Genomic DNA, 19,354 nt, shown 5'->3' on the forward strand with positions numbered 1-19,354 from the left:
ACTCCAGAAAAATCAAACCTGCCGTCATTCCCGCGGAGGCGGGAATCCATATTCGCCGGCGCCGGTGCTTATGGGTCCCCGCCTCCGCGGGGATGACGGCTATATAGGAACGCGCGCTAGTAGATTCCGCCCTCGCGTTGCAAGAAGTCGCTGTCGCCCTCTTCCTTCTTGGGCTCGGCTTTCTTCGGCGCGGCCTTGGTCTCGGTGGTCTCGTCGATCTTGCGGCGGTCGCGCTGGTCGCTCTCGGGCTTGAACGCTTCCCAGATCACCGGCGACATCGGATCGTTGCCCGGCCAGGCGCCGAACACGCGCTTGCCGCTGGCCCGGTCGATCCGCGCCATGCGGATGCCGGCGGGCGCGGTGAACGGCACCACTTCCATCCCCTCGAACGCGGGCTTGGCGAATTCCTTGAAGATCGGCGCCGCGATCGATCCGCCCTGGGCATAGCCGCCCAGATTCACCGGCGTATCATAGCCGAGATAGAGCCCGCCGATCATCTGCGGCGTGCCGCCGACGAACCACACATCGGTCGGGCCCGAGGTGGTGCCGGTCTTGCCCATGATCGGGCGGCCGAGATCGCGCAGCACCGTGGCGGTGCCGCGCTGGATCACGCCCTCGGCGATATGGACCATCTGGAACGCCGACATCGCGTCGATCACCTGGCGCGCCCGGTTGGCCGGGCGCGGCATCGGACCGCCCTTGTAATCGGGCGCGTTGCAGCCCTCGCAAGGCCGCCAGTTCTCGGGCCAGACGACCTCGCCGCGGCGGTTCTGGACGAAATCGATCAGCGTCGGGTTGAGCGCGCGGCCATGGTTCACCAGGATCGAATAGGCGTTGACCATCCGCATCACCGTCGTCTCGCCCGCGCCGAGCGCATAAGAGAGATAGGGCGGGAATTTCTGCTTCGAGATGCCGATCCGCTGCATCAGATCGACGACATGGTCCATGCCGGTGGTGTTGGCGATCTGCACCGTCATCAGGTTGCGCGACTGCTCAAGGCCCCAGCGCATCGTATGCGGGCCAGCGCCCGCCGCGCCGCCGAAGTTCCTGAAGCATTTCTGGCCGAGATTGGCGCCCTGCCACACGCAGAACGGACCATCGACGACGATCGACGCCGGGGTCATCCCCTGCTCCAGCGCGGCGGCATAGACGATCGGCTTGATCGTCGATCCCGGCTGGCGCTGCGCCTGCGTCGCGCGGTTGAAGGCTTGCAGCCGGTAATCGAAGCCGCCCTGCATCGCGAGGATGCGGCCGGTGCGCGGATCCTCGACGACGAAGCCGCCCGAGACCTTGGGGACGCTGCGCAACGACCAGTTGCCGCCGGCTTCGGGGGCCACCGCGACGACGTCGCCGGCTTCGAACGCGTTGAAGGCCTGTCCGCCCTGGCCCCGCACCGGCATCGTCGCGCCCCATTTGGGCAGCGTGCCGGTGGTGCCGTCCTCGAAGCCGATCTGCCAGCTATCGCCGCTTCGCGCGATCAGGATGCCCGCGCGCCAATCCTCGTAATCGAGGCCGATATTGGTGTTGAGAAATGGCTGGAGCCAGCCCTTCGACACGTCGATCCGCTTGCCGTCGGACTTGTCATTGAGCGTGCCCGACCAGCCGCGCCCGCGATCGTAGCGGAGCAAGCCGTCACGCAGCGCCTTCTGGGCATATTCCTGCAGCCTGGGATCGATCGAGGTGCGCACCCACAGGCCGCCCGAATAGACGCTATACGGCCCCGTCGCGTCGGTCTCGCCGAACTTGTCGATCAGCTGGCGGCGGACTTCCTCGACGAAATAGCCGCCGACGCGTTCTTCCTTGGGGGTCTGGCGCGGAATCGTGCCAAGTGGCGCGGCGCGTGCCGCGTCGCGTTCGGCTTGGGTGATGAAGCCGTTGCTCGCCATCTGCCCCAGCACCCAGTTGCGCCGTTCCAGTGCGCGCGCGGTTCGCCGGTCGGGATCATAATTGGCCGGACCCTTGGGCAGGATCGCCAGATAGGCCATTTGCGGAAGCGTCAGGTCCTTGAGCTCCTTGCCGAAATAGGCCTGGCTCGCCGCGGCGACGCCACCGGCATTGCGGCCGAGCTCGATCGAGTTGAGATAAAGCTCGAGGATCTGCTCCTTCGAAAGCGTGTCCTCGATCCGCCAGGCGAGCACGCCTTCCTTGGCCTTGCGCAGATAGCTCTGCTCGTTGCCGACGACGAGATTCTTGGCGACCTGCTGGGTGATCGTCGAGGTGCCGCGCGGCGTCGAACCGGTCAGCAGCCCTTCGAACGCGGCGCGCACCAGCCCGGGAAAGTCGACGCCGTGATGGCTGAAGAAGGTCTTGTCCTCGGCCGAGAGATAGGCGTTGACCAGCTGCTTGGGATATTCGGCATAGCTGAGCTGGACGCGGCGCTCGCGGGCATAGCTGTGGATCGGCTGGCCGTCATAGGCGCGGACGCTCGTCGGCAGCGGCGGCTCATAGGCGCGCAGCGTCTCGACCGAGGGCAGGTTGCGCGCGATCAGCAGCCAGAGCAGGAAAACGAAGACGCCGCTCAGCAGCGCGAGGATCGCGAGGATGCGGAACCACCAGCGGTCATGGACGCGTCCGTACCAGCCGCGAAGACCCCCGATCTCGCGCTTGAGCCTCAACTTGACGCTGGAAATCGTGCCTTCGGTCATGCGCAGGCGGGTTTAGCAGGATTGGGAGCGGAGGGAAGCGGGAGGTTTTGTTTTGCCGCAAGCGCTGGCGTGCGCAACTCGCGCACTTGGCTAGCGCGCCGATAAGGCGCGGCGGCCGTTCGGCTCGTACCCGGCTTCGATCGATAGCTTGGTCGGGCCGAAGGCCCGCAAGCGCGAACGCGCGCCCAAGCTTATGCGAGGATAGCCAAGCGGACGGATGTCCGCGCCGGCGCCTGAGGCAAACAAACTACCGCGATGCCATCCGCGTCGCGAAGTGAATCTCCACCGCCTTGCGCACCGTCTGGGCGATCTTCTTCTGGCCATCGTTCGAAGCGAGGAACGCCGCGTCGCTGGCGTTCGAGATATAGCCGGTCTCGAACAGCACCGAAGGCATGTCCGGGGCCTTGAGGACCATCAGCGAAGCCATGCGGTGATAGTTCGGCTTGATCGGGATCAGCGGCTGCGCCTCGCGGCCGAGCAGGCGGGCGAAGCTGGCGCTGGCATTCATCGTCTCGCGCTGGGTGAGGTCGATCAGGATCGACGAGATATCGGGATTCTGCGTGCCGAGATCGACGCCGGCGATGATGTCGGCCTTGTTCTCGCGCGCCGCCAGCCGCGCCGCTTCCTTGTCGGATGCGACTTCGGAGAGCGTATAGACGGTGGCGCCGGTCGCGCCCGGATTGCCGGCGCTGTCGCAATGGACCGAGATGAACAGGTCGGCCTTCAGCTTGCGGGCAAGGCCGTAGCGTTCCTGCAGCACCAGGAAGCGGTCGTCCTCGCGGGTCATCGCCACCCGGACCCGGCCCGAAGCGAGCAACGCGTCGCGGATCGCCAGCGCGTTCTTGAGCGTTAGATCCTTTTCGCGCAGGCCGTTGGCGCCGATCGCGCCCGGATCGTGCCCGCCATGGCCGGCGTCGATCACCACCAGCGGCCGGCTGGGATCGCCATAGATTCGCGGCAGCGCCGCCGCGGGCGCGCGCTTCGGCAGCGCCATGGATTCGCTATACGGGTGCCGGCTCGACGGCTGGAGATAGGTGAAGGGCGGCAGGAAGCTCATCCGCCGCTCGGCGGCGGCGCGGGCGAATTGCGCGTCGTCGACGGTGCGCAGCTGCAGCGTGAGGGTGCGGCCGTCCCTGCCGAACACGCCTTCGGTGACGATCGCCGGGCGGGCGAGGTCGAACACCACCCGGGCGCCCTCGGCGCCTTGCGATCCCTGGCGGATATTGGCGACCACGCCGCCGGCTTGCGCGTAGCGGCCCGGCTCGGCGCCCTGGATGTCGAGCGCGATCCGCGTCGGTCCGGCGAGCACGAAGGCGCTGGCCTGGGTGACCGGCGCGTCGAACTTCACGACGACACGGTCGCCCTGCACGCGCACTTCCTGCACGACGCCTGCCCAACTAGGCGCGCCGGTCAGCCAACCGGCGAGGAGAGCGAGCAGGAAAAACACGCGCCAGATATGCCGCGATGACTGGCGGGGGGTCCAGTTCAAAAGCATGGAATTGGATACTCGGCTAAAACACGCCCTGACCTGCTCTGGCTACCCGTCGCCCCGTTCCCGCCGGCTGAAGCGATGCGGTTAAAATCCGATTCGGCATATTTTTGCCGGCAAGCCTGCAAGTTATTGCCGTTTCTTACGCGAAACGTTCCTTGTGGCGCACGATGGTTGCCGCATGGCGCGGGGGGTGCTAGGCACCCGATTGTTCCGGTTTCGCGCCGGAAAAAGCCACGCGGCGACAGATGCCGCGGCAATTCAGGTTGACGCTCGCATGAGGCAATTTCCCCACCGTCTGATCGCCAGGGCCGTTCCGGCCGGGCGCGCGACGGTTGCGGAGCTCGCGGACCGCCGGTCCGCGCGTGCCATTGCGGCAGCAGCATTTTTCGAAACCTGCGGGACCGCAGCCGGATCGTCCGGCTCAGGCCGCATCTTGCATCGCGCGCACGCGCTGAGCCCCTTTGGCGAATCCATTCCCTTCAGGGGTCCAGGCGGGCGCGCCCGGAGACCATATAATGACCATGCGTATGCTGATCGACGCACGCCACCGGGAGGAAACCCGCGTGGCTGTCGTCAAAGGAAGCCGGATCGAGGAGTTTGACTTCGAATCCGCCGAGCGCAAGCAGCTCAAGGGCAACATCTATCTAGCCAAGGTTACCCGCGTCGAACCGTCGCTCCAGGCGGCGTTCATCGATTATGGCGGCAATCGCCACGGCTTCCTCGCCTTCAGCGAAATCCACCCGGACTATTATCAGATCCCCAAGGAGGATCGCGAGGCGCTGCTGCGCGAGGAGGCCGAGCACGCCGCCGAGGAAGCCGCGCTGCGCGCCGAGGAAGAGGGCGACGACTACGCTCTCGAAGGCGATGACGGCGTCGAGGTGCTCGAGCGTCCGCACGACGACGAGGACGAAGATCACGAAGACCACGACCATGACGACGCCGAAGCGCCGGAGGATGCCGACGCGTCGGAAGGCGAGGGCGAGGCCGAGCGTGGCCGCGGTCGCGGTCGCGGGCGTGGCAAGGGCCGTGGCGGCCGCCGCGACAGCGAGAGCGCGGCCGATGCGCTCCGCGACAAGCGGATGAATCTCCGCCGCCGCTACAAGATCCAGGACGTGATCCGCAGGCGGCAGGTGCTGCTGGTCCAGGTCGTCAAGGAAGAGCGCGGCAACAAGGGCGCGGCGCTCACCACCTATCTCAGCCTCGCCGGCCGCTACTGCGTGCTGATGCCCAACACCGCGCATGGTGGCGGCATCTCGCGCAAGATCTCCTCGGCCGCTGACCGCAAGCGCCTCAAGGGCATCATGTCGGACCTCAAGCTGCCGCCGACGATGGGCTGCATCGTCCGAACCGCGGGTCTCCAGCGCACCAAGGTCGAGATCAAGCGTGACTTCGATTATCTGGCGAGGCTGTGGGACGGGATCCGCGAGGAGACGCTCAAATCCTCCGCGCCGGCGCTGGTCTATGGCGACAGCGACCTGATGAAGCGCGCGATCCGCGACATCTACAACAAGGATATCGACGAGGTCATCGTCGAGGGCGAGGACGGCTATCGTCAGGCCAAGGAGTTCATGAAGCTCCTGATGCCGAGCCACGCCAAGAAGGTGAAGCAATATGCCGACGCGGTGCCGCTGTTCCAGCGCGCCGGGGTCGAGGAGCAGCTCTCGGCGATGTACCACCCGGTCGTCCAGCTGAAGAGCGGCGGCTATCTGGTCATCAACCCGACCGAGGCGCTGGTGTCGATCGACATCAACTCGGGGCGCTCGACCCGCGAGCATTCGATCGAGCAGACCGCGACCGCGACCAATCTGGAAGCCGCGCACGAGATCGCCCGCCAGCTCCGCCTGCGCGACATGGCCGGGCTGGTCGTGATCGACTTCATCGACATGGATCATGGCTCGAACGTCCGTAAGGTCGAAAAGGCGATGAAGGAGGCGCTGAAGAACGACCGCGCGCGCATCCAGGTCGGGCGCATCTCGGCATTCGGCCTGATGGAGATGAGCCGCCAGCGCCTGCGCACCGGCGTGCTCGAAGCCTCGACCCGCCAGTGCCCGCATTGCGAAGGTACCGGCCTCGTCCGCACCGCGTCTTCGGCGGGCCTGTCGGCGCTGCGCCTGATCGAGGACGAGGCCGCCCGCGGCCGCGGTTCGCAGATCACGCTGCGCGCCAGCCAGGAAGCCGCCTTCTACCTGCTCAACCGCAAGCGCGCCGAACTGGCCGAGATCGAGGACCGCTACGGCGTCCTCGTCGAAGTCATCTCGGACGGCGAGGTCGAGGGCGCCCGCATGACCGTCGAGGCATCGGGCCCGCCCCCGGCGCACGCCCCGCGCTTCGAGAAGCTGATCGAGGAGCCCGAGGACGATTACGTCGAGGACGAGATCGACGAAGAGGAGGAAGAGGCCGAGGAGGCGCCGCGCGGACGCCGTGACGGCCGCGAGCGTGGCGACGATGAGGGTGAGGGCCGTGGCAAGCGCCGCCGCCGCCGCCGGGGCCGTGGCCGCCGCGACCATGAGGAGGGCGGCTCTGACGAGCCGCGCGCCGAGGGCGAGGAAACCGCTGGCGATTCGCAGGACGGCGAGGAAGGCCGCCACGAAGGCGAGACGGGCGAGACCGCCGAGGGCGCCCGCAAGCGCCGCCGCCGTGGCCGCCGGGGCGGTCGCCGTGGTGACCGTGTCGAGGGTGGTGAGGCATTGGCGGAAGCCGCTGAGGAAGCGCCCGTCGTCGAGGCCGTCGCCGAGCCGGTCGCCGAGGAAGCGCCCGCGCCCAAGCGTTCGCGCCGCAAAAAGGCCGATGCTCCGGTAGCCGAGGCCGCCGACGCGCCCGCCGCTGTCGAGGCCGCGCCCGAGCCGGTCGCCGAAAAGCCCAAGCGCACCCGCAGGAAGAAGGCCGACGAGGCGGTCGAGGCTCCGGCGGCCGAAGCGCCTGCCGCTGTCGAGGCCGCGCCCGAGCCGGTCGCCGAAAAGCCCAAGCGCACCCGCCGCAAGGCCGCGGCGCCCGCCGAGCCGGTCGAGGCCGAGCCTGCCCCGGTGCTCGAAACCGAGGCCGCCGGCGATGCGGCCGAGGAAGCCGCCCCGCGCCGTGGCGGCTGGTGGAACCGCACGTTCGGCGGCTGATTTTGAACGGGTCCGCGGGCTAGCCTCGCGGGCCCGCTTCACCCGGCGTTCATGGCCAAAACGCGAGAGCATTGGACCTACGGGGAGTTTCAGACGATGATGCCGCGCATGAAGCGCTTCGCTTGCTTTCTGGCCCTGCTCTGCCTGTCGTGCTTCGCCGCGACTCCGGTGCTGGCGCAGGGCATTCTCCGTGACGCCGAGACCGAATCGCTGCTCAACGATATGGCGCGGCCCCTGTTCGAGGCCGCCGGGCTCCGCCCCGCCGATGCCAAGGTCGTGCTGATCGGCGATCCTTCGGTCAACGCCTTCGTCGCCGGCGGCCAGATCGTCTATGTCCATACCGGCCTGATCGACGCCGCCGATAGCGCCAACGAGGTCCAGGGCGTGATCGCGCACGAGATCGGCCACATCACCGGCGGCCACGCCGTGTTCAATCGTGATGGCGGCTATGGCGGCATCTCGATCCTCAGCCTGTTGCTCGGCGCCGCGGCGATGGCGGCGGGCTCGCCCGAGGCGGGCACCGGCATCCTGATGATGGGCCAGCGCGCCGCGATCGGCAAATATCTCGCCTTCAGCCGCGTCCAGGAAAGCTCGGCCGACGCCGCCGGTGCCGGCTATCTCGACAAGGCGGGAATCAGCGGCAAGGGCTTTCTCGACTTCTTCAACAAGCTGACGATCGACATGCATCGCTACGGCTATTACGCGACGAAGAACCAGCCCGAGATCGATCCGTTCAGCCAGACCCACCCGATGTCCGCCGAACGCGTCGAGAATCTCAAAAAGGACGTCCAGAGCTCGGCCGCGTGGAACAAGCCGCTCGATCCGGTGATGGAGGCCCGCTTCCAGCGCGTCCAGGCCAAGCTGCGCGGCTATGTCAAGGAGCCCAAGGTGACGCTCCAGCGCTATCCGCTCAGCGATCAGTCGGTCGCGGCGCATTATGCGCGCGCCTATGCCTATCACAAATCGGGCTATCCCGAGCAGGCCGCGGCGGAGACGACCGCGCTGGTCAAGATCGCGCCGAACGATCCCTATTTCCTCGAGCTCGAAGGGCAGATCCTGCTCGAATCGGGCAAGCCGCGCGAGGCGCTGGCGCCGCTGCGCGAGGCAACCGAGCTCTCCCACAATCAGCCGCTGATCGCCGCCACCTTCGGCCATGCGCTGCTCGCCACCGAGGATCAGGCCAATCTCGACGAGGCCGAGCGCGTGCTCAAGCAGGCGGTGGCGCGCGACAATGACAATCCCTTCGCCTGGATGAACCTCGGCACCGTCTATGACCGCAAGGGCGATGAGCCGCGTACCGCGCTCGCCACCGCCGAACGCTCCAATCTGATGGGCGACGCGCGCACCGCGTTGATGTCCGCCCGGCGGGCCATGGGCGGGCTGCCGGCGGGTTCGCCCGATTGGGTCCGCGCCCAGGATATCATGATGGTGTCGCAGACCGCGCTCGACGAGGAAAAGCGCAAGAAGCGCAATTGATCATGGCCGATAAACCGCTCTTCAATCGCGCAACGCTGCAACTGCTCGCGATCGCGCAGATTCCGATGGTCATTCTGCTCGGCTTCCTGCTGATCCCCGGCTCGCCGCTCGCTGGCCATCTCGTCCGCGGCTATATCCTCGCCCATCCCGAAATCCTGCCCGAGGCGATCGACAAGCTCCGCGCCGGCGATGCCGCCAGGGCCGAACAGGCCGAGCTGGACGCGCAAAAGGCGCTGCCCGCGAACCTTGCCGCGGTGCGCAAGCCCTATGCCGGCGCCTGGGCGGGTAACCCGCAAGGTGACGTCACCGTGGTCGCGTTCATGGATTATGCCTGTGGCTATTGCCGCGCCAGCCTGCCGGGGATCGAGGAGCTGATCGCCAAGGATCCGAACGTCCGCATCGTCTACCGCGAATATCCGGTGCTCGGCCCCGACAGCATCGTCGCCGCGCGCTGGGCGCTGGCCGCCGCCGAACAGAACAAGTTCCGCCCCTTCCACGACGCGCTCTATGCCGAAGGCCCGCCGAACGGCGAGGCGATCGCCGCCGCCGCCGCCAAGGCCGGGCTCGATCTGGGCGCGGCGAAGAAGTCGATCGGCTCTCAGGCGGTGAAGGCCGAGATCGACGCCAATCACGCGCTGGGCCAGAAGCTGGCGATGACCGGAACGCCGAGCTGGGTCATAGGCGGCAAGCTTTATTACGGCGCCCGCGATTATGAGGGCCTGGCGGAAGCGGTGGCGGAAGCGCGCAAGCAATAAATCCTCCCCGGCACGGGGAGGGGGACCAGCGAAGGTGGTGGAGGGGGCGTGCCGCAAACGCTGCGCTTTGTGGAGCGCCCCCTCCGTCAGCGCTTCGCGCTGCCACCTCCCCGTGCCGGGGAGGATTTAATCCCGCCGCCTTGCTCCGCATCATACCACACCCTACGTAACGGGGCCGTTCCGTTCCCTCGGGGTTTCCATGTCATCCATCCTGTCGGTCACTCAGGTCAGCAAGACCTATGCCTCGGGCCACAAGGCGCTCGATCATGTCGATCTCGATATCCAGCGCGGCGAGATCTTCGCGCTGCTGGGGCCGAACGGCGCCGGCAAGACGACGTTGATCTCGATCATCTGCGGCATCGTCACGCCGAGTTCGGGGACGATCCTGGTCGATGGCCATGACGCGATCCGATCCCCCCGCGAAGCGCGCTCGAAGATCGGGCTGGTCCCGCAGGAGATCGCGGTCGACATGTTCTCGACGGTCGGCTCGACCCTGCGTTTCTCACGCGGCCTGTTCGGCAAGGCGCCCGACCAGGCGCATTGCGATCAGGTGCTCAAGGATCTGTCGCTGTGGGACAAGCGCGACAACAAGATCATGGAATTGTCGGGCGGCATGAAGCGCCGCGTGATGATCGCCAAGGCGCTCAGCCACGAGCCCGATATCCTGTTCCTCGACGAGCCCACCGCCGGCGTCGATGTGTCGCTCAGGCGCGATATGTGGAAGCTGATCGGCAAGCTGCGCGAGCGCGGCACCACGATCATCCTCACCACCCACTATATCGAAGAGGCCGAGGAGATGGCCGATCGCGTCGGCGTCATCAACAAGGGGCAATTGCTCCTCGTCGAGAACAAGACCGAGCTGATGAAGAAGCTCGGTAAGCGCGAGATGGACATCACCCTGGTCGAGCCGATGACCGTTGTTCCCGCCGATCTCGCCGATTGGCATCTGACGATCGAGGATGAAGGCCATCGCCTGCGCTATGTGTTCGATGCCCAGGCAGAGCGCACCGGCATCCCGTCGTTGCTCCGCAAGCTCGGCGATCTCGGCATCGGCTTCAAGGATCTCGATACCTCCAAGTCGAGCCTCGAGGACATCTTCGTCGATCTGGTCGAGCACAAGGAAGCGTCCAACGAAGGAGCCGCGGCATGACCGGCGTCAACATCCACGGCATCTGGGCGATCTACAGGTTCGAGATGGCGCGCACCCTGCGCACCCTCTGGCAATCGATCGCCACCCCGGTGATCACCACCTCGCTCTATTTCATCGTCTTCGGCGGCGCGATCGGCAGCCGCATCGATTCGATCGGCGACGTCAATTATGGCAGCTTCCTGGTGCCCGGGCTGATCATGCTCTCGCTGCTGACGCAGAGCATCGCCAATGCCTCGATCGGCATCTACTTCCCCAAATTCACCGGCACGGTGTTCGAATTGCTGTCGGCGCCGATCTCGGCGGTGGAGATGGTGATCGGCTTCGTCGGCGCGGCGGCGACCAAATCGATCGTGATCGGGCTGATCATCCTCTTCACCTCGGCCTTTTTCGTGCCGCTGCGCATCGATCATCCGCTGGCGATGCTCGCCTTCCTGCTGCTGACCTCGGTCACCTTCTCGATGTTCGGCTTCATCATCGGCATCTGGGCCAATGGCTTCGAACAGCTCAACATCGTCCCCGCGCTGCTGGTGACGCCGCTCACCTTTCTCGGCGGCGCCTTTTATTCGATCGATATGCTGCCCCAGCCATGGCGCACCGTCAGCCTGTTCAATCCGGTGGTCTATCTGGTCAGCGGCTTCCGCTGGAGCTTCTTCGGCAAGGGCGATGTCGATATCGCCTGGAGCCTCGGCTTCACCGGCGCCTTCCTCGCGCTGTGCCTCGGCCTGATCGTGACGATCTTCCGCACCGGCTACCGGCTCAAGAACTAGCCTGCTTGCAATGTAGGGTGCTTATCCCATTCGAGCATTGTCTCCTGTGGTTCCCCGGCGAAGGCCGGGCCCCAGGTGGAGAGGTCGCTGTAACGAAGCGCTGCGCCCGTCAATATCTGTCCCCCAACTGGACCCTGACTTCGCCGGGGAGCCGCACATGTCCGAGCGGGATAAGCACCGAACAAGTCCGGGGTGACAAAGGGTGAAGAACACCGTTGCAATGTAGGATTTCGCCTGCTTGGCTCGACCGGCCGATAACCTCGGTCGCTCTTTGAAACCTTGAATAATCCAGCTTGCCGGATCGCCAATGTCGCGTCGGCGTCGTGGGGGTGTCGGGCCAGTGTCGCGGAGTGTCGCGCCGGTGTAGCGTGGGTGTCGCGCCGGTGTCGCCTCGCCGTCGCGGGAACGTGCCGTCCCCAGAGGCGCGAATGTTGCGTACCCCGAAAACACTAAACTTCCTCAACATTCGCGCGGTTCGTCGCCCCGTCGCTCAGTCGAGGAACAGCTCCGCCAGATGTTTGGGAACGCGCGCCAGCCTGCCCGTGGCGCGTTCCATGATCGCCCAGGTCGAAACCGCCTCGAGCTTGATCTTGCCGTCGGCGCCGGTGAATTTCATGTGGCGGTTGAACCGCGCTCCGCGCGGCGGATCCTGCACCCAGGTCTCGCCGGTGACCGTCTCGCCTTCGAGGACGCTGCTGCGATAATCGATCTCGTGGCGGGTGATCACCCAGAAATAGGCGGCGTGATCCTCGGGCGGCGCCAGCGCCATCCAATGCGCCACCGCCACATCCTGAATCCACTTCACCCACACCGCATTGTTGACATGGCCGAGCTCGTCGATGTCGTCAGCCTGAGCGGTGATCGTCTGGCGAAAAGGCGTCATCGGTAACCAGCTTTCGAAGCGGGGTGTTCACTCGATCCGTGCCATAGCTGCGGTCATGTTTCCGAGAAACCCATCACGGATCTTCCGTAGTCGCTGGTCGGCTTTGCTATGGGCGGCGGGTGTGCTGTTCTTCGCGGTCACCAGCATCGGCCTTGGCGACAAGGAGACGGCGGCAGTGGAGAATGCCACCGGCCTCACCGATGTCACCGGCGCCGCGGTCAGCAACGCCGATATGGCGGTGATCGCCAATCTTATCGGCGGATAGGGCTGCACGGCAAAGGCGGCAGCCCTTGCTGGGTAAAGGTCATGCTCTCGCCCTTGCCGGCGAAGCTGGTCCCGCCCGCCGCATAGCGGACGCCCGACGCGACGCGCTCCTGCTTGAGCACGAGGGTCTTGCCGGCCCGGGTGATCGTCACCTTGCCGTTATCGGGGTCGAACGCCGCGGTCATCCGTGATCCGTCGATGCATTTGTACCGCGCGGTCGAGCGGTTATCGAGCGGTGGCGGCGGCGTCGTTGCGCCGGAATCGGGGCGCGGCTTGATGTCGGCGGTGCGGATGCGCCAGCTCTTCTGCTCCGCGCTCGCACCATCGACGATCGTGCGGTGGAGCGTCACCGATCCGGTCATGCTGACCAGCGCGCCGGTCTTGAGCTTGCCGCCCACCTGCACCGGCACCGTCACGAAGCGCTGCCCCGCGCCGGCATCCACCGCGCCCGGTGCACCGACCTGCGCGGTGTAGGTGGCATATTTGTCGAAGCTCGCCGCAAACGCCTGCGCGCTCATCCCCGATGCCTTGCCGACATCCTCCCACAGCGCCCAGGCCTCGGCATATTTCTTCTCGCTGATCAGCGCATAATAACGCTGCACGACATCGGCAGCGCCCTGCGCGGTCTCGTCGATCGCCGGCGTAACCGTCATCGTATCCGCGCCGTTGGCGGCATTGTCCGGGACCGGTTGCAGCGGCGGCGGATTGGGCACCGTCTCGGCGACGACATTGTCGGCCACCACGGTGTCATTGACCGTCTGGTTCTGGTCGGCGGGCTGGATCGTGCACGCGCCGAGCGCGCAGGCGGCAAGCAGGATAGGACGCATCGATAGACCCCTGATATTCTTCTGTCAGCGTAACGAACGCCGGATCAGGAGGCTCGTTCCAATTCCGCCAGCCGCTCGGCCTGTTCGCGCGGCACGGCCAGCAAGGCATTGGCCGCCGCGCCGCCCGTGCCCGCCAGCAGGTTTGCGGGCGTGGCATCGGCGACGATCCGCCCCGACTGCATCACCAGCACCCGGTCGGCGAGCAGCAGCGCCTCGGCCATGTCGTGCGTCACCAGGATCGTCGTCAGCCCGAGCCGGTCGTGGAGCGCGCGAATCGCCTTGCCGAGCCCCGCCCGGGTGACCGGATCGAGCGCCCCGAACGGCTCGTCCATCAGCAGTATGCCCGGCGCCGTCGCCAGTGCTCGCGCCACGCCGACGCGCTGGCGCTGCCCGCCCGAAAGCGCATCGGGCATACGCACCGCCATCTCAGCGGGCAGCTCGACCAGCGCCAGCAATTCGGCCACGCGCGCCGCCGTGTCGCGCTCGCCCGCCAGCCTGAGCGGGATCGCGATATTCTCCGCCACGCTCATATGCGGGAACAGTCCGACATTCTGGAAGACATAGCCGATCCGCCGCCGCAGCAGGTGCACCGGCTGGGTGGAGACCGGGTCGCTACCGATGCAAACCTCGCCGCCGCTGGGATCGATCAGCCGGTTGACCATCTTGAGCAAAGTCGATTTGCCCGAACCGGAACTGCCGACCAATGCCACGAAGCTGCCGCCAGCGATCTCCAGCGTCACCTGATCGACAGCGGTCACCCCGCCGGCAAATGCCTTGCTGACATTTTTGTAGATAACGCTGCGCGTTTGCTCTGGCATCGCGCCGATTTGTGCGGGATGATCGCGCAAAGGTCAAAAAGGGGAGAGGGGCCGATGGCCACCAAGGCGGCATTCATCACCGGCGGCGCGTCGGGAATCGGTCAGGCGGTCGCCAAGGATCTGGCTGCACGCAGCTGGCGCATCGGGCTTGCGGACATCAACGCCGCCGGGCTGGAAGCGACCAGGAAGATGCTTCCCGATGGCATGGCGACCACCCATGTCATGGACGTGCGCGATCGCGGCCAATGGGCGCAGGCGCTCGCCGAGTTTGCCGAGGCCAGCGGCGGCCGCCTCGATTTCCTGTTCAACAATGCTGGCATCGCCGTCGCCGGCCAGCTCGAAGGCATGTCCGACACCGACATCGACCGGGGCCTCGATATCAATATCAACGGCATGATTTACGGTGCCAAGGCCGCACACGCGCTTCTCGCCGCCACACCCGGATCGGCGATGATCCTGACCAGCTCGGCGGCGGGCATCGCCGGCAATGCCGGCATGTCGATCTATTGCGCCGGCAAGTTCGCGATGCGGGGATTCGCCGAGTCGCTCAATGCCGAATGGGCGCCCGAGGGTATCTATGTCGGATCGCTGATGCCGAGCTTCATCGAGACACCGTTGCTCAACCATGTTGGCCAGGACACCAACCGCACCGTGCGCGAATCGGTGCGCGGCGCGGGACTGGAGATCACGCCGGTCGATGAGGTCGCCAAGACCGTCTGGAACATCCTCGAGAGCCGCAAGGCGGTCCACACCCGCGTCGGCAAGACCGCGCACCGCTTGTGGTTCATGGCGCGCTGGTTCCCCGGCTCGCTCCGCAGGATGACCGGCAAGGCGTTCAAATAAGCGCGTCGATCGCCTGCGCCATCTGGATATCGCGGATCGAAAGCCCGTCGGCGTCGTGGGTGGTCAGCAGGATCGTGACCCGGTTCCACACGTTCGACCATTCGGGATGGTGATCGGCCTTGTCGGCGAGCAGGGCGACACGGGTCATGAAGCCGAACGCTTCGTTGAAGTCCCTGAAGGTGAAGGTCCGCACGATCGCGTCGCGCTCGGCCTCGTGCGCCCATTCGGGCAGCGCCGCCAGCGATTCGGCTCGCAATCCCTCGGTCAGCCGCGTCACCATGCCTAGCTCTCCTTGCCGTAGCGCTTGCTGACCGCCTATGCCGCTCAGGATGACCCGGCAAGCCCCAGATGCAGCCATGATCGAGGCAATGGCCCGCGAGGCGCTCGCGCGCATTCCGGAGCCGTTCGCGAGCTATCTCGGCGATGTCGTGCTGATCGTTGACGAGTTCGCCGACGACGAAACGCTGGACGCTCTCGGCATCGAGGATCCGTTCGGCCTGACCGGCCTTTATCACGGCCGCCCGGTCGGCGAGAAATCCACCTTCGAAAGCGGCGCGCTGCCCGATCGCATCCACCTCTATCGCCAGCCTCTGCTCGCCGAATGGTGCGAAACCGGCGTCGATCTTGGCGACCTGATCACCCATGTCGTGATCCATGAGGTCGGGCATCATTTTGGTCTGTCCGATGACGATATGCATGCGCTGGAAGACGCTGCCGGGTGAACGGCCTCGCTTTCCGCGATGCGACTTGCGCGAGAGGCGGGCGGCTGCTGTTCGAGGCGCTGAGCTTTGCGCTGGCACCAGGGCAGGCGGCGCTGGTGACCGGGCCGAACGGGGCAGGCAAATCGAGCCTGATCCGAATCGCCGCCGGGCTGCTCGCTCCGACATCGGGCTCGGTACAAGGCGAAGGGGCGCGGGCTTTGCTCAGCGAGGCGGCGGCGCTCGATCCGGAGCTAAGCCTTAACGCCGCCTTGCGATTCTGGGCGCGGATCGACGGGCGCCCGGACGCGGTGGCCGCGGCGCTGGAAGCGGCCGGTCTCGCCGAACTGGCGCAAGTGCCGGTGCGATTGCTCTCTACCGGCCAGCGCCGCCGCGCGGCGCTGGCGCGAGTGGTGGCGAGCGGCGCGCCGGTCTGGCTGCTCGATGAGCCCGCCAATGGTCTGGACGACAGCTCGGTTCGATCGCTCGAAGCGCTCATCGCCAGCCACCGGGCTGGCGGCGGCATCGCGCTGGTCGCGACCCATTTGCCCATCGCGCTGCCGGATGCGATCGAGGTAACGCTTTGAACGCGCTCGCTTCGATCACCTGGCGTGAAGTGCGCCGCGCCTGGTCGAGCGGCGGGCTGGTGCTGCCGGTGGCGTTCTTCCTGCTCGTCGCCATCCTGTTTCCTTTCGCGATCGGGCCCGACGGCAAGCTGCTTGCCCGGGTCGGCGGCGGGGTGATCTGGAGCGCGGCGCTGCTCGCGGCGTTGCTCCCCGTCGAGCGGCTGATCACGCCCGACGCAGAGAGCGGCGTGCTCGACCAGTTCGCGGCGCGAGGCCTGTCCGATTCGGCGGTCGCCGCCGCCAAGATGGCCGGGCATTGGCTGGGTTTCGCGCCGGCCTTGCTTGCCGCGACGGTGATCGCAGCCGCCCTGCTCCGTCTGCCCAACGAAACCCTCCTTCCGATCCTGACCGCCCTCGCCATCGGCACACCCGGTCTCGCGGCGCTCGGCACTGCCACCGCCGCTCTGGTCGCGGGGCTGCGCGGTGCCGGCGCATTGGCCGGGCTGGTGATGCTGCCCTTCGCGGTTCCCCTCCTCATCTTCGGCGCCACCGCCGATCAGGCCGGCGCGCTCAAGCTGCTCGGGGCCTTCAGCCTTCTGCTTGTCGCCGGCTGCCCGTTCGTCGCCGGCGCCGCCATTCGCATGGGCCGCTCCTAGCGGCTCCACCGCGCGAAGATCGCCGTCGGCAATTCCAGCCCGCGCGCTTCCTCGCGGACGGTGAGTTCGCCGGCTTCGACCGTCCCTCCGAGATCGGCGAAATGCTGGCGGACCAGCTCGCCGATCGCCAGCGCCGACATCCGTACCGCGTAGACGGTGAGGAACAGGAAGCGCGAATCCGCATCGAGCAAAGCGCGGCAATCGGCGATCAGGCCGGGCAGGCCCTCTTCGAGCTTCCAGACCTCGCCATTGGGGCCGCGACCCCATTTGGGCGGATCGAGGATGATACCGTCATAGCGGCGGCCGCGGCGAACCTCGCGGGCGGTGAACTTGCCGGCGTCGTCGATCATCCAGCGAACGGGCAAGTCGGCCATGCCCGACAGTTCGGCATTGGCCTTGCCCTCGGCGACCGATTTCTTCGAGGCGTCGACATGGGTCATCCGCGCGCCCTTGGCGGCCATCGCCAGCGTGCCGACGCCGGTATAGCCGAACAGGTTCATGACTTCCGGCTCTGGCTTGTCGGAAACCTGTTCGCGCATCCAGCTCCACACCGGCGCCATATCGGGGAAGAAGCCCAAATGGCGGAACGGCGTGGTCTGAGCGGTGAAGGCCACTTCCTCCCAGCGAAGCGGCCAGCCCTCGCGCGGGGTCGGCTTCGCATAGTGCCACCGCCCGCCGCCCTCATCGTCGGGGGCGGGGAGGAACTCGCCATGCGCGTCCCAGTCCGCGGAGGCCGGTGCCCACATCGCCTGCGGTTCGGGACGGATGAAACGATAGTCGCCATAGCGTTCGAGCTTGCGGCCATGGCCGCTGTCGATCAGCCCGTAATCCGCCCAGGGCTCGCCGGTGAGCGTGACGAGCTTCACGCGGCGGCGCCCTTCGGCGTCGCGCGTTCGGCGATATAGGCGCTGACGGCTTCGAAGGTCGCGGGCAGCACCTCATAGCGCTCCTGCCGTTCGAACAGATCGCCGGCGCGGGCGGGCACCGAGGGGCGCCGCCCGGTCGCGCGTTCGACCGCGTCGGCGAACTTGGCGGGGTGCGCGGTCGCCAGCGTCACCACCGGCACATCGGCGGGCAGATCGGCGCGGCGCGCGGCGGCGAGGCCGATCGCGGTGTGCGGATCGATCACCTGCCCGGCTTCCGAAGACGCCCAGCGCATCGCTTCGTTCATCTCACCCGGCTCGATACGGTCGCTGGCGAGCAGTGACGCGGCGCCCTCGCGCTGCGCATTGCTCAGCCGCATTGCCTTGCTTGATTCGAACCCGGCCATCTGCTCGGCGACCGAGCCGCCGGCGAGGTCGAACAGCAGCCGCTCGAAGTTCGAGCTGACCTGGATGTCCATCGAAGGCGCCGCGGTCGGCGTCACCGTCCCCGCCGAATAGTCGCCCGCCGAGAGCGCGCGGTGGAGGATGTCGTTGACGTTGGTGGCGACGATCAGCTTCGCCACGGGCAGGCCCATCCGCGACGCGACATAGCCCGCGAACACGTCGCCGAAATTGCCCGTCGGCACCGAGAAGGCGACCGGCCGCTCGGGCGCACCGAGTCGGACGGCGGCGTAGAAATAATAGACGATTTGCGCCATCAGCCGCGCCCAGTTGATCGAATTGACCGCGGTGACCTGGAAGCGCCCGGCGAAATCACTGTCGTTGAACATCGCCTTCACCAGCGCCTGGGCATCGTCGAAGCTGCCCTCGATGGCGATATTGTGGACGTTGGGGGCGAGCACCGTCGTCATCTGGCGGCGCTGGACATCCGAGACGCGACCCCTGGGGTGGAGCATGAAGATCTGGATGCCGTGCCGCCCGGCGACCGCGTCGATCGCCGCCGAGCCGGTATCGCCCGACGTCGCGCCGACGATGGTGAGGTTCTCGCCGGTCCCGCCCAGGAACCTCTCGAACAACAGCCCCAGCAATTGCAGCGCCACGTCCTTGAAGGCGAGCGTCGGCCCGTGGAACAGTTCGAGCAGGAAGTGGCGCTCGTCGAGCTGCGCCAAGGGCGTCACCGCGGCATGGCTGAAGCGGCCATAGGCCTGGGTGCAGAGCGCGCGCAGCTCGTCTTCGCCGATGTCGCCTTCGACGAAGGGCAGCATCACACGGACGGCGGTCTCGACATAGGAGAGGCCCTTCAGCCCGGCGATCTGCTCGCGAGTGAAGCTGGGCCAGCTCTCGGGCACGTAGAGCCCGCCATCGCTGGCGAGGCCGGCCAAGGTGACGTCGCGAAAGCCAAGGGTCGGCGCGGTGCCGCGGGTGCTGATGTAGCGCATGATCTCCAGCGCGTAGCGGCGGGCGGGGACGGGGGCAAGAAAGCCGAACTTTAGCGGCATTCGGAGGCGCGACGCGCGCGAATGTTGAGGAAGTTTAGTGTTTTCGAGGGGCGAAGGTTGCGCCGCTCTGGGGCGCCGCCG

General features: G+C 66.8%; 18 protein-coding genes. 10 read left to right on the forward strand and 8 right to left on the reverse strand.

Translation table 11 applies throughout. The features are described 5' to 3' along the window. Positions 1-116: 116 nt before the first annotated feature. Both KF730_RS14315 and KF730_RS14320 read right to left on the reverse strand, forming a co-directional pair. Entirely contained in the window at positions 117-2,645 is a 2,529-nt protein-coding gene (locus KF730_RS14315; protein WP_294098346.1) for a transglycosylase domain-containing protein, read from the reverse strand. 247 nt (positions 2,646-2,892) lie between these two features. Beyond that, entirely contained in the window at positions 2,893-4,092 is a 1,200-nt protein-coding gene (locus tag KF730_RS14320; protein WP_294098348.1) for an N-acetylmuramoyl-L-alanine amidase, read from the reverse strand. Between the two features lie 560 nt (positions 4,093-4,652). On the opposite strand from KF730_RS14320, the gene KF730_RS14325 reads away from it, so the two are divergent. From KF730_RS14325 to KF730_RS14345, 5 genes are all read left to right on the forward strand, one after another. Then, on the forward strand, positions 4,653-7,247 hold the full coding sequence (locus KF730_RS14325) for a ribonuclease E/G (RefSeq protein WP_294098350.1): 2,595 nt from the start codon (positions 4,653-4,655) through the stop codon (positions 7,245-7,247). 99 nt (positions 7,248-7,346) lie between these two features. Beyond that, on the forward strand, positions 7,347-8,723 hold the full coding sequence (locus tag KF730_RS14330; protein ID WP_294099890.1) for a M48 family metalloprotease: 1,377 nt from the start codon (positions 7,347-7,349) through the stop codon (positions 8,721-8,723). A 2-nt stretch (positions 8,724-8,725) separates the two neighbouring features. Then, positions 8,726-9,478, forward strand: coding sequence for a DsbA family protein (locus KF730_RS14335; protein WP_294098353.1), 753 nt, complete (start codon positions 8,726-8,728; stop codon positions 9,476-9,478). A gap of 199 nt (positions 9,479-9,677) precedes the next feature. Then, positions 9,678-10,628, forward strand: a complete 951-nt coding sequence (locus KF730_RS14340; protein WP_294098355.1) for an ABC transporter ATP-binding protein — start codon at positions 9,678-9,680, stop codon at positions 10,626-10,628. Further along, positions 10,625-11,395, forward strand: coding sequence for an ABC transporter permease (locus KF730_RS14345; protein ID WP_294098357.1), 771 nt, complete (start codon positions 10,625-10,627; stop codon positions 11,393-11,395). The genes KF730_RS14340 and KF730_RS14345 overlap by 4 nt, the downstream gene beginning before the upstream one ends. A 490-nt stretch (positions 11,396-11,885) precedes the next feature. Here KF730_RS14345 and KF730_RS14350 read toward each other — a convergent pair whose 3' ends face one another. Beyond that, a complete protein-coding gene (locus KF730_RS14350) occupies positions 11,886-12,278 on the reverse strand; it encodes an acyl-CoA thioesterase (protein WP_294098359.1) in 393 nt (130 codons plus the stop codon). Positions 12,279-12,399: 121 nt separating this feature from the next. Between KF730_RS14350 and KF730_RS14355 the strand changes: the two genes are divergently transcribed. Then, on the forward strand, positions 12,400-12,543 hold the full coding sequence (locus KF730_RS14355; RefSeq protein ID WP_294098360.1) for a hypothetical protein: 144 nt from the start codon (positions 12,400-12,402) through the stop codon (positions 12,541-12,543). Here KF730_RS14355 and KF730_RS14360 read toward each other — a convergent pair. Further along, positions 12,530-13,369, reverse strand: coding sequence for an MliC family protein (locus KF730_RS14360; protein WP_294098363.1), 840 nt, complete (start codon positions 13,367-13,369; stop codon positions 12,530-12,532). The genes KF730_RS14355 and KF730_RS14360 overlap by 14 nt on opposite strands. 44 nt (positions 13,370-13,413) lie before the next feature. Further along, positions 13,414-14,187, reverse strand: a complete 774-nt coding sequence (locus tag KF730_RS14365) for an ATP-binding cassette domain-containing protein (protein WP_294098366.1) — start codon at positions 14,185-14,187, stop codon at positions 13,414-13,416. 54 nt (positions 14,188-14,241) lie between these two features. Here KF730_RS14365 and KF730_RS14370 point away from each other — a divergent pair, with 54 nt between their 5' ends. Beyond that, complete coding sequence (locus tag KF730_RS14370; RefSeq protein ID WP_294098368.1) at positions 14,242-15,030, forward strand: SDR family oxidoreductase; 789 nt, start codon at positions 14,242-14,244, stop codon at positions 15,028-15,030. Here KF730_RS14370 and KF730_RS14375 read toward each other — a convergent pair. Then, entirely contained in the window at positions 15,023-15,310 is a 288-nt protein-coding gene (locus KF730_RS14375; RefSeq protein ID WP_294098370.1) for a 4a-hydroxytetrahydrobiopterin dehydratase, read from the reverse strand. The genes KF730_RS14370 and KF730_RS14375 overlap by 8 nt on opposite strands. A 49-nt stretch (positions 15,311-15,359) precedes the next feature. On the opposite strand from KF730_RS14375, the gene KF730_RS14380 reads away from it, so the two are divergent. The 3 genes from KF730_RS14380 to KF730_RS14390 are packed head-to-tail and all read left to right on the forward strand — an operon-like array spanning position 15,360 to position 16,950. After that, a complete protein-coding gene (locus tag KF730_RS14380) occupies positions 15,360-15,752 on the forward strand; it encodes a metallopeptidase family protein (RefSeq protein ID WP_294098372.1) in 393 nt (130 codons plus the stop codon). Next, entirely contained in the window at positions 15,749-16,315 is a 567-nt protein-coding gene (ccmA, locus tag KF730_RS14385) for a heme ABC exporter ATP-binding protein CcmA (RefSeq protein ID WP_294098374.1), read from the forward strand. The genes KF730_RS14380 and ccmA overlap by 4 nt, the downstream gene beginning before the upstream one ends. Next, positions 16,312-16,950 carry a heme exporter protein CcmB gene (locus KF730_RS14390; RefSeq protein ID WP_294098376.1) on the forward strand — a complete coding sequence of 213 codons (639 nt, stop codon included), beginning with the start codon at positions 16,312-16,314 and terminating at the stop codon, positions 16,948-16,950. The genes ccmA and KF730_RS14390 overlap by 4 nt, the downstream gene beginning before the upstream one ends. Here the strand turns inward: KF730_RS14390 and KF730_RS14395 are convergent. Then, complete coding sequence (locus tag KF730_RS14395; protein ID WP_294098378.1) at positions 16,947-17,816, reverse strand: class I SAM-dependent methyltransferase; 870 nt, start codon at positions 17,814-17,816, stop codon at positions 16,947-16,949. The two genes, KF730_RS14390 and KF730_RS14395, sit on opposite strands and share 4 nt — an antisense overlap. Next, positions 17,813-19,213: a threonine synthase gene (gene thrC, locus KF730_RS14400; RefSeq protein ID WP_294099891.1), complete on the reverse strand. Its 1,401-nt coding sequence runs from the start codon at positions 19,211-19,213 to the stop codon at positions 17,813-17,815. The genes KF730_RS14395 and thrC overlap by 4 nt, the downstream gene beginning before the upstream one ends. Positions 19,214-19,354 lie beyond the last annotated feature (141 nt).

This window comes from Sphingomonas sp. (assembly GCF_019635515.1).
In the GTDB taxonomy this organism is placed as follows: Bacteria; Pseudomonadota; Alphaproteobacteria; order Sphingomonadales; family Sphingomonadaceae; genus Sphingomonas.